Raw genomic sequence first — 16,610 nt, forward strand, 5'->3', positions numbered from 1 at the left:
AGGATTTTAGCCCTCCCAGACTGCAAATAAAAAAGGCCAATATGCTTAATATTGACCTTTTAAATTTATGAGATATTTCAAGAGATGAAAGTTTTCTCTCTTATCAATTAGTATAAAAAAAACACTAACCGATTAATAAAGCACGTTAATTTCATACCCCGTTGGCGTATCCGCTGGCTCAACGGTAACTATGTAGTTTTCTTCCTCTGTAAAACCAAACAGCGCGGTTCTATCAAGCAGTACTTGCTCTTCGTTACCATCTTCGTAAACGGCAATCACTTCATAATAATCTGAAGGGAGGACTTCACTGGTACTTTCAGCAAATTCTAGGTTTTGTACATCGTACTCTGCAGTATCAATGGTTTCGTCGTTTCTTACCAAGTAAAAGTCTACATCATCAAAGTCGCTCACTAAGTTGATGAAGTTTACTGTTTTATCATAGGCCTGAGGCAGACCACTTTCTACAAACGTCGCTGCACCTAATTTGTTGTTTGTGTTGTAAATGAGGATAGCTTTACTCTCACCCTGATTAAGCGTAATTAGCTTGTTACTCAGTGATGTAACTGTACCTGATGGGTCGGTTACCGTAACGCGATAGTCACCATAGCGGATAGTGCTAAACTCCGATAGCTCACCAGCAGCAAGCGTAAAACTCACGTCTTCTTCATCAGTGTTTCCACCAAAGGTAACCTGAAGCTCTGCATCTAGATTCGTAGAGTTGTAAATACGGTACTGAGAATCAGCTTCAACGTCCGTAAGCGCTGTTACTGAAGACGAGTTTAGGATAGTGTCCACCACTAACCCTTCCTGAATTGCACCACTTACATCGCGCAGTGTTAACAGATACTCAGTTTCGTATACAAAGTCGATGGTTTGTGACTCAAATACTACCACGTCACTTCCTGGCTCGGTTAAATAAATAGTGTACTCACCTTCATCGAAATAGTCGCTGTCATCATCCGCATCCCAGAATTCAAATTCAATCATGTCACTTGTTGTGACCGTACCTAGAAAGTTTGCCGCTTCAAACGGGTCACCAGACTCACTCAAATAGAAATCATAAGACGATTCATCTGCGGCTACTGACAAAGCAAACAAACGAAAGTGATCTTCCATTGTTTCGCGCTCATAAGAGTAAGTAGTAAAAACAGGGTTACTAAAATCTCCGCTCATTATGATAATGGTTTTATAACCTGTTTTCAGGTTAACGGTGATTTCGTCAATAAGTACTTCTTGGTCGTCTGAATCAGTCCGTATGAACTCCAGTTCTAGTTCACCATCATCCATAGAGTACATTGATGTAGTGTCGCCAAATTGAGCAGATCCCATGCTATCGCCATCGACTTCACGCATTACTACGTTTGCTCCATTGGGTGAAGCGTTGTAAAACTGAATGTAAGCATACGAATAATCTGAGCTACTGCTGTCTGAGCTACCGCAAGCGGTAAGTCCCAGCAATGAAATAAGCCCGATTGCCACCGCTTTGAACCATGTTCCACTAAGCAGAGTTTGAGAGGTCAATTGCATAAATTGAAAGTCCTTTGATGTTGTTCTTGATTGGATAAAGCCTGCGTTGAAACGAGTAGGCACATGTAGAGAGTGCTTAACTTGGCACGCACAATACAATGATATGGCTAAGTTAAAAGGGGTTAGTTCGGGGCTTTACGCTATCTTTGCAAACACCAACATTTTTTATAAAAGCTTTACAATTTGATACATCAAAAAGGTTGAAGTCGCCTTATTAAATAAGCGGCGAATAAACATAAAAAAGCCTGCATAAGCAGGCTTAAGGGTTGTTTTAAAGAGACGCGTACAACTACTCGTAAGAGTAAGAAAGTGTGACGCCACTATATGAGGCGTAAGCACGAATACCAATGTGCCATGTACCTGACGACGGCGCATCAAATGTACACACTTCGCTGTTAGCATCTTGATAGGGACGGCAATCGTAGCTGTTTATTTCTGGCTGCGAACCAAACTTTACGTAAAGATCGGCATCACCAGAACCACCAGAGGTACGAATAGTCATCTGCGTTACACCTTCAGGGATAGTCCAAGTGTAACGATCCCAGCTATTGCGAGTACCTGAAAGGTTTGATAACTCGCCCGATACTGGCTCTACGCCAGGCTCAGAGCCGTCACCGCCACCGTCGCCATTTCCACTACCGTCACAACCATTAGTATTCAGGTAATTATACGCATCTGCCAACTGCATTAAGCCATAGCCATAAAAATTATCGCGGCCAGCACTGCCTTTATCTTCAGCCGTTGCGGTAAGTGCGCTACGAATCTGGTTATTCGAACACTGCGGAAAGTAACTCCATACTAATGCTGCACCACCAGCAACATGCGGAGTAGCCATTGATGTGCCGCTTAGCGAAGCATAGGTGTTGGTGGGATAAGTAGACTGTACAGCACTTCCTGGTGCCGCAATTTCAACTTGATCATTATATTGGCTGTAACTTGCACGATTCTCGTTTGAGTCTACCGCCGCAACCGACATCACCGCGTCGTAAGACGCTGGGTAAGATTTTGCACTATTACCATCGTTACCTGCCGCTGCAACTAACAATATGCCTGCATTCGTAAAGCTCTCCATTGCATTTCGCTCGGTGGTTGATGCGCTCCCGCCACCTAAGCTCATATTTACAACGTCAGAGCCCGCGTTCTGACATTGAGTGATAGCATCAATTAAGTCAGACGCGTACGTCCACTGGCCGTTATCGTTAAAGATTTTAACGATATGCATGTCTACACCTGGGTATACACCAATCACACCTTCGTTGTTATCGTATGCGCCAATCGTTCCCGCTACGTGGGTACCGTGACCGTTGCCGTCGTTATACCAGTTACCGACAGCACTGTTGTTTGCCTGCCCCGTCACGCCATCGTTTGTTCCCGGAAGGTCTGGGTGGCCTAGGTTATAACCTGTATCAATGATGCAGACTTTTCGAGCCGTCGTATCTGATTGTGCAAATTGATTCGCCTGGACCATGGTGTAGCCGTATGGTGTGTTTTGCGCCATAAGGTAACGACGAACGTCCTCTTCAATGCTTTCTACATTTGGGTTTTTACGAAGCTTGTTGAGCGCAGATTTACTCATAGTAGCCGCTACCAATTTATGCTTCTTTAGCGCTTTTTTAATCGAACCTCCGGCCTTTCTAATCTCAGATTTAGCAGATACGATATCGAAAGGTTTTTTACCTTTCGATTTAGAGGTTGTGACTTGACCTTTACCCTTTGATGCACGTACTTCAACCGTTTCACTGGCCATCTCATCTTTGAACTTGACGATGTAACGCCCTTGGTCAGCGATAACTAAACGATCGGCTGTCAATCGGTTACCTAATGTTTGTTTGAGGGTTTGAGGTTTTTCCTCAACTTTTACCAGGCCTTCGCCTGCTGCCATTGCTGAATGACCCATTAAGCTCAGTGATACAGCTAGAGCCGCTGCTGTTAAGCATGTGTGAATCTTATTTGATTTTGAGTTCAAAATTTATTTCCTGTTTTATCTGTCCTGTTAACTTCAACACTGTTTTATTCCGTGCTTTAGAAGTTATTTGTTATTAAGCGACATACAGGTATAACCATTACCTCATACGAAAAGCTCACCCATGGCGACCGACGCAACTGCGTTACAATGACCTACCCGTTTGTCAGGCATGTAAATAAACGGTATTCCCAATTTAAATACACAATTGATATTAGGCGTAGAGTAGGGCTGTTACGTATATTGCCTAAAACTTGGCGAGCATTTTCCATACCTTTAAACGTGCACAAAAAACCGTACAACTTATAAAAAGCACGTCGTATATATATTTCAGGAAAATTAAGGGTAGGAATACAAAACCAAATTTAATATTGTCCTTACATATTTAAATGTAACAAAATATTAAACGCCTATAAGTTTTGCTTAAATATAAAAATGCGTGTGAGGCTATTGGTTCACACGCATTCATCAGAAACACCATCAGTGGCCATAAAGACTGTCTAAGTTAAGACATCAATTTTTATAAACCGCGCTGTCTTACAATTTCGTATAAACACACGCCAGTAGCTACCGACACGTTCAAGCTGGTCACGCTGCCCGCCATCGGAAGTTTCACCAGTTCATCACACGTTTCTTTGGTAAGCCTACGCATGCCTTTGCCTTCGGCCCCCATTACCAGCGCTGTTGGGCCTTTAAGGTCTGCATCGTAAAGGGTTTTGTCGGTTTCACCGGCAGTGCCAACAATCCAAAGTCCTTTGTCTTGAAGGTGCTTTAAGGTTCTAGCAAGGTTTGTAATTTGAATTAGCGGCATAACCTCCGCCGCGCCACAGGCTACTTTCCTTACCGTGCCGTTTAAACTTGCCGACTTATCTTTCGGTACCACAACAGCGTGTACACCCGCACCATCAGCCGTGCGTAAGCATGCACCTAGATTATGAGGGTCAGTAATACCGTCTAACACCAAAATTAGCGGCTGTGATTCTCGCTCAAGAATTTTATCAAGGTCAGCTTCATCCATAACGCGCGCGGGCTTCGCTTTAGCAACAACACCTTGATGCTGCTCGCCATTAACCTTTTCGTCCAACGCTTTGCGCTGACTGAACTGAACTGAAATTCCGAAACGGCGCGCCTGGTTAACAATGTTGGTTAAGCGTTCATCATTACGCCCTTTTAAAACCCACACTTCCATCACACGCTCTGGTTCTTTCTCAAGTACCGACTGCATGGCATGTAAACCGTATAACCATTCTTGCTGCGCCATTTAACGCTTACCTCTTTTATTCAATGACAGTGTTTTGCCGCTGCTACCGCCTTTTGCGCTGCCGCGACTTGACGATTTTCCACTGCTTCGACTAGGCGAGCTTGAGCCGCCTTTACCTCTGCTCCCTTTCTTGTCAGAACGCGAGCCTTTGCCAGAGCGTGGTTTATTATCAAAACGAGTAGGTTTGTCTGAAGCCTTTTTCGCAGACCTCACTTTTACCTTCTTGCCTTTAGCCGAGCGCAGCATAGACTTATCGAGTAATAAATCAATCTTTCTTTCATCAAGATTCACGGCTGCCACTGTCACTTCAACCGTATCGCCAAGTCTGAATTGTCGATGGCCCGACTCACCGACCAACGCTTGTTTTACGTCATCATAGTGATAATAGTCGTCATCTAGTGATGTAATATGTACCAAGCCGTCGATATGATATTCGGTAAGACGTATAAATAAGCCAAAATTAGTGACCGAGCTAACCACACCTTCAAAGGTATCGCCTACGTGATCGAGCATAAATTCGCACTTCAACCAGTCTGCCACATCACGAGTTGCATCATCGGCACGGCGTTCGGTCATTGAACACTGTTCACCTAGCTGTTCAATTTCCTCAACGGTATAGTTTTTTGCGCCACTCACCGCTTTTTTACCCTGCTGTTTAGCAATAATGCCTTTTAGTGCACGGTGCACCACTAAGTCTGGGTATCGGCGAATAGGTGACGTAAAGTGAGCATACGCTTCTAACGCCAAACCAAAGTGACCAACATTCTCGCCATCATAAACCGCTTGCTTCATAGAGCGCAGCAGCATGGTTTGAATAAGCTCTTCGTCTACCCGCCCGCGCGTTTTAAGCACCACATCGGTAAATGCGGCCGGCTCGGCATCTTCAACAATGCGATGAGGAATGCCTATTTCACTTAAGTAACTGGTAAATGCGGTAAGCCTATCGGCATCTGGTTTGTCGTGCACACGATATAGCGCTGGTGCTTCATGCTTTTCAAGCATTAGGGCTGCACTCACGTTGGCCATGATCATGCACTCTTCAATAAGCTTGTGTGCGTCGTTACGCACCAGAGGCACAATATTTTCTATCTTGCGCTGTGCGTTAAACACGAATTTCACTTCTTGCGTTTCAAACTCAATGGCTCCACGCTTGGCCCGGGCTTTTTTGAGCGCGCGGTATAAGTCGTGGAGATTACGTAAATGAGGTACATGAGTTTCGTAACGCTGATGAAGTTCTTTGTCGCCCTGAAGAATATTCCACACTTTGGTGTAGGTTAAACGGGCATGTGAGTTCATAACCGCTTCGTAAAACTGAAACTCTTCCAGTTTCCCATTCGCGCTAATCGTCATTTCACATACCATACACAAACGGTCAACTTCAGGGTTTAATGAACACAATCCGTTAGACAGTACTTCTGGCAGCATAGGAATAACTTGGTCAGGAAAATATACCGAGTTACCGCGTTGCTGTGCTTCATCGTCAAGGGCAGAGCCTGTTCTTACATAGTGGCTTACATCGGCAATAGCGACCCAAAGCTGCCAGCCACCGTCGTCCAGTGGTTCGCAATATACCGCATCATCAAAGTCGCGGGCGTCTTCTCCGTCAATGGTAACCAGGGGAAGCTGGCGTAGATCAATACGACCTTCTTTAGCGTCATCTGGCACCTGGTCGGTCAGCTTTTCCACCTGCTTGGTTACACCGTTTGGCCACTGGTGCGGAATATCAAATGTGCGAAGGGCCATTTCAATTTCCATACCTGGCGCCATATGTTCACCAAGCACTTCAACAATTTTACCCACCGGGCTCATTTTTCGGCGTGGACGCTGTGTAAGCTCAACCACTACCACCTGTCCCATTCGGGCCCCATGTGTGCTTTCCGGTGGTATGACAATTTCATGCTGCAAACGGCTGTCATCTGGCACAACCATGCCAAACCCTTGCTCGACAAAATAGCGGCCAACAATTGGCTCGCTGCGGGGCTCGATGACTTGCGTCACAAACGCTTCTTTTCTGCCTCGGCGATCGGTACCGCTAATGCGCGCTTCTACTACATCGTCGTGTAGAAACAAATTCATTTGCCCTGCACTTATAAATAAATCACCGCTTTTATCTTCAGGACGCAAAAAGCCGTAACCGTCTCGATGACCAATAATTCGACCTTTAATGAGCTCGTCGCGGTTTTGAAGTACGTACTTCTTCTGTTTGGTAAATTGAACCTGCCCTTCGCGTTCCATAGCACGCAGTCGGCGCTGAATTCCAATTCTCGCATCTTCGTCGAAGGCACTCACCAAGTTACAGATGTCAAGAAACGACAAAGGCTTGTCATGCTCTTTTAACAAGTTCATTAAATATTCACGGCTGGCTACCGGATTTTCGTACTTTTCTTTCTCGCGCTGATAATGCGGATCATCACTCATGTATTTTAAATTTACCTTTCGTGTTTTTTTCAACGTGTTTTCGTTTGTGTCTTAGCTCTTCAAAGCGCTGTAGAAAACATAAATATGATTGTTTAGACACACAAACCATTTTGGGTTCATGTGGTTATTTGCTGCACAGTATAACAGTATTTGCAGTAAAAGAATGTGCGTTATTGTGGATTCACAACCTGACATCTCAATGTCATAAACACTCGGTATAAAAATGGACTTTCGTTTTTGTTGCACGGGCGTTCAACAAAACAATTAAGACCCAAATCCCTACAAACCTTACAAAGAGCAGGCATATGGATAGAAGAACGTTTATAAAACTGTCGTCATTCGCAGGTGCGAGTGTGGCAGTGTCGGCAGGACTAGCGGGCTGTACAGTTAGCAATACGGCAAATAACCAACCACGAACTAACGCAACCTTTACTCATGGCGTGGCAAGTGGCGACCCGTTAAAAGACGCCGTGATTATTTGGACACGAGCAGTACCTACTCCAGACTCGGGGTCAGGTTTAGTTAGCGCCGATATCATGTGGGAAATGGCAAGCGATGCCGATTTTGCCAACGTGATAAGTAGCGGCATTGTTGAAGCCAAAGCAACTCATGACTTTACGGTAAAAGTAGACGTAGCAGGTCTTACTCCAGATAGCCGTTATTTTTACCGTTTCAAAAGCGCCAATAATACAAGCCCAATAGGTGAAACCCGTACACTGCCAGAAACCGATGTGTCTAATGTGACGTTCGGCATATTTTCTTGCTCTAACTACCCTGCAGGCTTTTTCACACCTTATAAGGAAGCTGCGAAAGACGACAATATCGACTACGTATTACACCTTGGTGACTACATTTATGAATACGATGGAAAGGGTTACGCTACGGAGCACGCTAAGGAAATTGGCAGAACTTTTGCCCCCGATAATGATACCGAGCTTTATACGCTAATCGACTATCGCAAGCGCTATGCGCTATACCGTACGGATGAGGGCCTGCTTGCGTTACATCAAAATAAGCCGTTTATCGTGGTATGGGATGATCACGAGATTACCAACGACACCTACAAAGATGGGGCTGAAAATCACCAAGAGGATGAAGGCGATTTTTATGCACGTCGTGCAGCGGCCGTACAAGCTTATTATGAATGGCTGCCTATTCGCCCGCCATTTGGCACTGAGCGATTGGAAATATACCGTCAGTTTACCTTTGGCAACCTACTCGATCTATACATGCTTGATACCCGCGTACTTGCGCGCGACAAACAGCTTGAATACGCCAACTATCGCGATGCGGAAACAAAAGCCTTTGACCAAGCACGTTTTATGAAAGACATCGGCAACCCGAGCCGCGGGCTTCTTGGAGAAACTCAGCGTAACTGGCTACATTCGTCTATGCAGCAAAGTCAGGCAAAATGGCAGGTATTAGGGCAACAGCTGTTAATAGGTCGCATGCTCTTCCCTGTATCTATATTCAACGGCGTTGAACGTAAAGCAATACCTGCCCATGTACACAAACTGGCGAATATTCAACGCAAACAAATGCAAGGTGGCACACTCAGTGAACAAGAGCTTGCCTTAATTAATACAGTAATGCCATACAACTTAGACGCATGGGATGGCTACCCCATAGAACGAGAGCAGGTACTGATGCAGCTGAAGTCTATCGGTAAGCCAGTAATAGCTTTGGCGGGAGATACGCATAACGCCTGGCACAACAAATTAACCCTAAAAGATGGATCGGAAGTGGGCGTGGAACTAGCCACGCCAGGTGTCACATCGCCAGGTATGGAACACTATTTAAGTATGGATGATGACATGGCGAGACAGCTTGCTGATGACCTACCCCTTCTTATTGAAGACTTGCAATACTGTAATCTTCACCAGCGCGGTTTTATGACATTAACCGTCAGCCAAGACAGTGCCACAGCCACTTGGCACTATGTTGATGCGATTTTGACTAAGGCAGGAAAAGTGGTTAATACGCATAGCTATGAGATAAACGCTTGATAAAGGCTATTTATTAAGACGGAATAAGCCGCATGCTTGCGGCTTTACTTTATGAAGTCATTTTTTAATTAAATAAGTAAACGCGCTTAATTGAATGCAGCGCGTTTACTCCTTGCCAACCTTAAAACTCGTAGTAAACACGCACACCGGCAATGCGAGGCATTCCGCGAACAAAGGTAGGAATACCCAAGCCACCACCGGTGTTCCCTGCATCAATCAAGAACTCTTTATCAAATAGGTTGTTCACGTAAAACTCGTAAGCAAACTTACTGTTGTCTTGAAGCAGCTTCACCGATACATCAGTCAATGAGTAAGTATCTTGAGAAAGACCAGGGTAGTTGCTGCTTTCAAAGAACACTTCTGACTGGAAGCTGGTAAGCCAGTTAACATCAATGTCAAAACTGTCCATATTGAATACTTTGTTGATGTTTATCGCGCCGCTGACTTCTGGCGCTAAACGGAACTTATTGCCACCGTACTGGAACTCTGAACCATCAGCCGTGTTATCCGCAAATTCCGCGTCTAAGAATCCAAGGCTTGCTGTAAGCGTCAACGTTTCACTGTAATTATAGGTCGCCATGCCTTCAATTCCCGACATGGTCGAGTCGCCCACCGTTACAGTAATAGACTGTAACGTCTCTGCGTCGGTAAAGCTTTGTTGATAATCGCTGTATTCGTAGGTAAAAATGGCACCTGAGAACAGGAAGTTGGCACTTTGATATTTAATACCTAAATCGTAGCTGTCTACTATTTCAGGTTTAGTCACAGTAACCCCCCCCGCATTTGCATCAACAACCGGCGAACGACGGCCTTTGGCGTAGTTCGCGTATACGTTCCAGTTGTTATTAATATCATAGCTCACGGCAAAGCGCGGCAAGGTATCGTTAAAGTCACGTTCGGCATCGAACGTAAATGTACCGTCTTCAGTAGTATAAGTATTACGGGTATAACGTGTTTCGTCGATATAGCGCACGCCAGCAGTAATGTTGATGTCGTCGGTCACAAAATACGACACTTCAGCAACATAAGACGCTATGTCTAGCTCAGCTTCAAATATAAACGGCCCTTGTATCAGAATAGGCGGCAATGTAGGGTTGGAAATAGGAGAGCCATCTTCATTAAATAGCTGCGAGACTAACATCGCACGCAGTGCTTCAATGTCTTCTAACGATGCATCAGTAGCGATATTCTGATTAAGCGGAATGTTTGAGGTGGCCTCAAGCTGTGCTTTTACCGCATCGAAGGTACCACGTACAAATGGGTCTACCATCACATAATAGGGCAAAATAGAATCGTCTTGAGTAATGGACGCACCTACAAACGCGGCCAGCTTATCACCCGAGTCATACACTAAACGCATTGACGCACCTTTAAGTGTAGCGTCGTTATCGAAATAGGCATCTTGAATACGCAAGGCAGAACCGTCGGCATCAAAGCCTTCGCTTACTTCTACATCTTTATAATATGCGTCGGCGTGAAGGCTAAGCATTTGGTTAACGTCGTAGTTAACCGTTAAGTCGTAAGCTTGAAGCGTTCGTTCAATGCCTAGTTCGCTACCCAAGCTAAATTCAGCATCGGTAAAAGGGCTAGTGTCTCCGCCGTTGGGGGCGATTGAGCCTGATTTGAAGGCAATGCCGGGCTGATCGTTGTATTCCATGGCTGCGCGCGCAATGATTTCAAGCTGATCGTAATTCGCTCGCCATGTTGCACGTAGTGCTTGTACTGAAACACCCTGAAGATCTTCGCTGTTGCACGGCACTTCTTCACCAAGATGGTTGTACATATTTGCATTACCGTAATAGGAATCAGCGCTACAGGCATTGTTTTCTACAATGCCGTCCATTTCGCGATAAAGACCCGCTATTCGAAAACTGTGATTGTCGTTGATAGGCTGATTATACATAAACTCAACTTCTTGGCCTTGCTCTGAGTTAAAGCCAACCTGCACTTTGCCCTCTTCTTCGAAGGTGGGAAGATTAGAGTGAATGCTTACTGCACCATTAGCTGCTGCCACACCAAATAGGGTCGGCTGAGGGCCTTTTAATACTTCTACACGGGCAATATCGTAAAGCGCGACACTGGCTACCGTTTTCTTACTGATATCAAAGCCGTCTTGATAGACCGATATACGAGGCGTAGCCGACACTGATGAAACATCGTCAGTTACACCACGAATATTAAAAGACGGTAGGCTTACGGCCTGCTCCTGAATTTGAACGTTTGGTAATATGCGAGAGAGCTCATCGAGCTCCATAATATTGGTACGCTCTAAAAACTCACTGCCTATAACGTCCATAGTAACAGGCACATCCATTACCGACTGCTCACGCATTTGCGCGGTTACTGTTATCTCTTCTATATAATCCCCATCGTTTGCCGTATTAGGGGAGGCTTCTTGTGCAATTGCGGAGGTAGATAGCGCAAAGGCAATAGTTGTTGTAAGCAAAGAGCGCGGATAAACCGTTCTTGGGTTCAGGGGGGACATCAAATCATTCCTTTTATGTGCTATTTTTTTAAGTATTTTTTACAAGCATTTCGCCAGTAGATTGACGATATTGCTTATTGTTAAGAAGAATCAAAGCCCAAGAATGTAGAGCGCTTTTGAGACGGTTAGATGAAGTATCTGTGACATATCGAAGGCAATTTTGTGACAGCACTTTTGCGCCTCAACGTGAAACTAAATAGGAATAAATGCGTACTACAACGTTGTGCAATCTCTATGCACAATAGAACAATATGAGTACAATCCTTTTAAGCAGGATAGAAAGAACTTTTAACTAAAGAGCGAAATGGAGACTGCGATGAAAAAAGTAATGATGGCTACAGCTATTGGCGCTACGACCCTATTAAGTGCTTGTAGTGCAGAGCACGGTACTACTCAATGTACTACTGCACCTGAAGCTGAGTGGCAAAACCAAGATGCATTTCAGGCCCAGCTATTAGCGCAGGGTTATAAAATCAACGAGTTCAAAGTAACTGGCGGGAATTGTTACGAAATCTACGGCTTCGACAAAGAAGAAAACAAAGTTGAAATTTACTTCAACCCGGTTGATGGCAGCATTGTTAAGAAAGAAATGCATTAAGTGTGCTTTTGCAAGCAATACATAAATGCTTTTAGGTCTAGTAAAAACGCTGCAAATTAATGCAGCTTTTTTTTATTAAGTAGTTAGCAACTCGCTATATCAGATTTAATCAGCTCAACCAATTCTTACCTGACCGTCACATTAGCCCAGTACGCCGAAATGCTTTTTATTAACAAGAGCGCACATTGATTTTTCATCACGTAATTACCAGGCAGAATTCGAGGCAGTTGTATCACTGCCTTTCGGTTGGAACTCGCAAACACTAATACGTAAACTAGAGGCACACCGTGTAAAACAGTACGAAATATCCTCTTTATAAAAAGGTGTTATGGAGAACATTCTTAGCATTCTCGAGGCATAAAGAGCATTTTCGTGACAAGTGAAAGCGAGATGGCTTAAGAAGAAAGTTTACGTGTAAGAGCATTTGACCTGAAGAAATATATTGTTTGAATCATTCATGAAAAGAAACAATATTAAAAAATAAGATTTCAACCTATATAAGCCTTTCAAAACTTCTGAAACAGCTGTGTTAAAAGGAGTTAAGCGATTAGATAACTGAGTTAATTTAACTTTTGAAAAAATTATCACCTGATAACAAATCAACATAAATCATTGACTTTTAAAATCTTATTTCAAGTTGCGAACTTTTTTGACACATCGCAAGAAACAAGAAATAGTTTTTGCGCATACTTTTCATGGCGGCATTGTTTTTAGCCCCCTTGTATTAGCAGGGCCTTTTGTGGAGTAAGGCGGAATAGGAACTGCTGCTGGTGTAGCATAGGGAGCGGGCGCGAGCAGCTACTTTGGTGGAAGTGGCTCTCTAGGTGGCGATCTCTATACGTTTTTCAATGATGTGTAAGCATCAGAGATAAAAAATGAAAACAATGGCCTGCTTTTTCTATCGCAGGCTGTTTACTATAAGGTTAATTTTTAGGGAAGAGAGGATTACATATGACCTATACGCATTTTTTCAAATTACTTGCATTCCTTGTTTTATCTATTTCAATTTTTGCTTATTTGCAATCTTACATCGAGGAAGGTGCCCTCATCTCATATCTAGGGTTGACAGTGATATTCTTCGCCTTATCAACGCGTCCGATAGCGCTTAATAAGAACTTTTTTGGGCAATTCAGGAGCGACAGATTTACCTACTATTGCTCTTGTGGATTATTAATGTTGTTTTTTGGTCAAATGTTTTAAAAGCGCCGGCCAAATTCAACAATTAAATGCACAACCTAGCCAGCTGCCATCAGAACTTACTCAGCAATTGGCAATGTTAAGTGCAGAAAAAACACGTATTCAACAGCAATTAACAGAAACGAACGCGCGTGGTGAGATACTAATATCTGCTCCAATATCAGGTCAAGTTACTAACCTCTTCGCCGAAGCTGGTACTACTATGAATGGTCAACTACCTCTAGCTACGATTGTATCGAACAACGGTACGTTAAATGCGATATTGCTTGTACCAACCCAGGCTTTTGGTTTTGTTGAAGCGGGTCAGCAGGCACGGATTAGATTTGACGCATTTCCTCATCAGTGATTTGGCCTTTTTGAAGGCGTTGTGACACACGCAGGAAACTCAATATTGTTGCCGGGTGAGGTGGAAATGCCAGTTAATATCCAAGAACCTGTTTATCGCGTAGAGGTAGCTTTGAGCACCCAAGAAATTCGCGCTTATTGCAACTCGGTTCCTTTACAACCAGGCATGTTACTGAGCGCAGATGTCGTGCTTGAACAACGCAGTTTACTGCATTGGTTGTTTGAGCCAATTTTAAGCCTGAAAGGGCATGTTTAATACCTAAACTCTAAATAATCTCAAGGAGAGATGCTATGCAAGAATTAAAATTTGAGCAACTAGAAGACGTGAATGGTGGTATAGCAGGTGCAGTTTTTCGAGTCATTGCTGGTGGAGTGGCATATGACGCACTAAAATTTGTGGCGAGAGAAGCGATGACACCAAGTGGACGCACAAGCTCTGGTGGTCAGATGCGACGCTATAAAAAATCTACAGCTTATTAATTTCTACTGAATTACTGAATCCAAGCTCTTTTTAAGTCTTTTATTGTTTTATAGCGTTCCTCTGAGTGAGCTTAGTATTTTTATGATTAATGTTAGGTCTAGACAGTGTTATATTTTTTTCGCGGTTGTCTCGTTTTTGTTATGCGTAGCTACGGGTGAAATATATAGGCCATGGGCTTATTTGAATTCATTCAATCACCTCGGCCTGGCTGACTCTGGCACTAGCTACTTTGGTTCAATGACTGCGGTCTTTTATGCTAATATCATCAACCCCTCTCGCATATACTTAGTTAATATCGCATCAGCATTAATTGGTTGCGTTATTTATGAATGCTTACAACAAATGCTAGGGTTGGGTATTTTTGATATCAAAGATATTTTCGCAATTTTACTCGGCGTTGTTACCGCTACAGTGATAATTTTGTTTATTCGTTATAATACGTTTGAAAGATTACAAGTCAATGACCTTGGTGGTTAAGAATAAAATATGGTTAAGGGGATTAAGACTTTAAAAAACCAAAATAAACTGTCGAGTGTTATTTATAGTTGATAATCAATGAAGGTTTGAAAACGAGAGTAGTAGATAAATATTTACCAAAGATTTTTGATTTAAACTTTGTTCTCAGTGGCATAATTAATGGATTAATAGCAGCAACCGGCTCCTTACTAATTGTAAGTTTTATATTTGTTATTTTATCTGCATTGGCTATTGACTTTAATTTTAGAATTACATCATATGACGCCTCTCTTGACGTTGCATTAGGATTAATTATATTTGCCCCCTAATAGAAACTTTCCTACTTAGTTTTCTCGTGAAATTTTTAATGAGGTATAATCTAAGTGTTAACAAGATCAGTTTACTGTCTGCTTTAATCTTTGGCCTACTCCACTCCTTGCAATCACCAGTTAGATTTTTTGGCACCGTTTGGAGTTTCTTTATATTTAGTCGCTGCATATTATTTTGGTGGGAAGAGTCCTTTAAAAAAGCGCTTTTTGCTACATTTCTACCTCATGCGATACTTAATCTAATAGTTTTTTCAGCTATTTCTTTAAATTTGTAGGCTTTAGCGAGCCGCAAATTCAGATAATAAGTGCACCACTCATGGTTAAACGGTGATGAGACGATAAACTGCCTGTTGATGGTATTCTAAAGTCGCCAAACTAGTAGAAGTATTACCATGAGTTACAAGCAGTTGATCGAAGGACAAAGATACCAGATAGAGGCTTACTTACGCGAGGGTTTCAGTTACCGAGAAATTGGGAAACGCCTGAAAAAGAGTCATAGCACTATAAGCCGCGAAGTCAGACGGAACAGAATCAGGGGGAGTCATTACCTGCCCGAAGTTGCGCAGACCAAGGCGTTAAAGCGACGCCAACATGCTGCTAAGTATATGATGCCTGATATTACCGTTACTTTTGTAGAGTTCGGATTGGAGCAAAAGTGGAGCCCAGAGCAAATCGCTGGTGTGGGTAAAATTATCGGCCATAAGGTCAGCCATGAATGGATTTATGGCTATGTTCAACGCGATAAACCAACAGGTGACAAATTTTATAAGAAGCTACGTCACGGTCGACGCAAATACTGTAAAGGCAGTCACGCGAAGCGTGTAATTATTCCAAATCGCGTTGGCGTAGAGTGTCGCCCCGCTATCATGAACAAGAAGAAACGGTTCGGCGATTGGGAAGCCGTTACGGTTTTAGGTAAGCAAGGCACAGGCGCGATTGTCAGCCTTGTTGAACGAAAAAGTAAGCTATATCTGATACGAAAAGTGCCAGCGAAAAGTGCGGCTGATGTCGCTAAAGCTATGGTTGGTATGCTATGGAAATACCGACGCCATGTTCGCACAATCACAGCGGATAAAGGCAGCGAATTCTGCGACCATGAAATGGTAGCCGAAAAGTTGAAAACAGACATTTACTTCGCCACCCCTTATTCATCATGGGAGAGAGGGTTAAATGAAAACTTCAATGGATTACTGCGTCAGTACATACGAAAAGGCACCGATTTACGGACAGTAACAGATAAGCAGATTGCCGAAATTGAAAAGGCATTGAATGCAAGACCTAGAAAGTGCCTAGGCTTTAAGCAGCCTGTTGCAGTGTTCAATGAATTACGAAAGGCTGCTTAATTTAGGAGTGGTGCACTTCGGAGTTGAATTCGCGCGTTATTGGAGAGTAATTAGCGTTGCTGTGCAGATTAATCGCCATACAAGTAAGTTGTGCATAATTAAATGAAGAACATTACGCTACAAGCTGTTAGCTCAGATTCAAGTCTGTAATGAAAAATAAACACTAATCATCCAAAATTTTAAGTGTCGGTAGGATTTCCG

At 43.3% G+C, this 16,610-nt stretch carries 12 protein-coding genes; 7 read left to right on the forward strand and 5 right to left on the reverse strand.

Annotated features, from left to right (window positions below):
• Positions 1-132: 132 nt before the first annotated feature.
• The 4 genes from V7R42_RS17580 to rnr form a co-directional block, all read right to left on the reverse strand.
• Positions 133-1,527: a DUF4397 domain-containing protein gene (locus V7R42_RS17580; RefSeq protein WP_334021652.1), complete on the reverse strand. Its 1,395-nt coding sequence runs from the start codon at positions 1,525-1,527 to the stop codon at positions 133-135.
• Positions 1,528-1,816: 289 nt separating this feature from the next.
• Entirely contained in the window at positions 1,817-3,493 is a 1,677-nt protein-coding gene (locus V7R42_RS17585) for a S8 family serine peptidase (protein ID WP_334021653.1), read from the reverse strand.
• 517 nt (positions 3,494-4,010) lie between these two features.
• Positions 4,011-4,751: a 23S rRNA (guanosine(2251)-2'-O)-methyltransferase RlmB gene (gene rlmB, locus V7R42_RS17590; protein WP_334021655.1), complete on the reverse strand. Its 741-nt coding sequence runs from the start codon at positions 4,749-4,751 to the stop codon at positions 4,011-4,013.
• Positions 4,752-7,169 (reverse strand): ribonuclease R, encoded by a 2,418-nt coding sequence (gene rnr, locus V7R42_RS17595; protein ID WP_334021656.1) that lies wholly within the window; start codon positions 7,167-7,169, stop codon positions 4,752-4,754.
• A gap of 305 nt (positions 7,170-7,474) precedes the next feature.
• Between rnr and V7R42_RS17600 the strand changes: the two genes are divergently transcribed.
• Positions 7,475-9,175 (forward strand): alkaline phosphatase D family protein, encoded by a 1,701-nt coding sequence (locus V7R42_RS17600; RefSeq protein ID WP_334021658.1) that lies wholly within the window; start codon positions 7,475-7,477, stop codon positions 9,173-9,175.
• A gap of 121 nt (positions 9,176-9,296) precedes the next feature.
• Here the strand turns inward: V7R42_RS17600 and V7R42_RS17605 are convergent, their stop codons facing one another.
• On the reverse strand, positions 9,297-11,660 hold the full coding sequence (locus tag V7R42_RS17605) for a TonB-dependent receptor (protein WP_334021660.1): 2,364 nt from the start codon (positions 11,658-11,660) through the stop codon (positions 9,297-9,299).
• A gap of 316 nt (positions 11,661-11,976) precedes the next feature.
• On the opposite strand from V7R42_RS17605, the gene V7R42_RS17610 reads away from it, so the two are divergent.
• From V7R42_RS17610 to V7R42_RS17635, 6 genes are all read left to right on the forward strand, one after another.
• Positions 11,977-12,258: a PepSY domain-containing protein gene (locus V7R42_RS17610; RefSeq protein ID WP_334021661.1), complete on the forward strand. Its 282-nt coding sequence runs from the start codon at positions 11,977-11,979 to the stop codon at positions 12,256-12,258.
• Positions 12,259-13,441: 1,183 nt separating this feature from the next.
• Positions 13,442-13,801: an efflux RND transporter periplasmic adaptor subunit gene (locus V7R42_RS17615; RefSeq protein ID WP_334021663.1), complete on the forward strand. Its 360-nt coding sequence runs from the start codon at positions 13,442-13,444 to the stop codon at positions 13,799-13,801.
• Between the two features lie 66 nt (positions 13,802-13,867).
• On the forward strand, positions 13,868-14,056 hold the full coding sequence (locus V7R42_RS17620; protein ID WP_334021666.1) for a hypothetical protein: 189 nt from the start codon (positions 13,868-13,870) through the stop codon (positions 14,054-14,056).
• 35 nt (positions 14,057-14,091) lie between these two features.
• On the forward strand, positions 14,092-14,280 hold the full coding sequence (locus V7R42_RS17625) for a class IIb bacteriocin, lactobin A/cerein 7B family (protein WP_334021669.1): 189 nt from the start codon (positions 14,092-14,094) through the stop codon (positions 14,278-14,280).
• Between the two features lie 181 nt (positions 14,281-14,461).
• Entirely contained in the window at positions 14,462-14,758 is a 297-nt protein-coding gene (locus tag V7R42_RS17630; protein ID WP_334021672.1) for a hypothetical protein, read from the forward strand.
• Positions 14,759-15,458: 700 nt separating this feature from the next.
• Positions 15,459-16,409 (forward strand): IS30 family transposase, encoded by a 951-nt coding sequence (locus tag V7R42_RS17635; protein WP_334021675.1) that lies wholly within the window; start codon positions 15,459-15,461, stop codon positions 16,407-16,409.
• The last annotated feature ends 201 nt before the right edge of the window (positions 16,410-16,610 follow it).

This window comes from Alteromonas sp. S015 (assembly GCF_036864485.1).
In the GTDB taxonomy this organism is placed as follows: Bacteria; Pseudomonadota; Gammaproteobacteria; order Enterobacterales; family Alteromonadaceae; genus Alteromonas.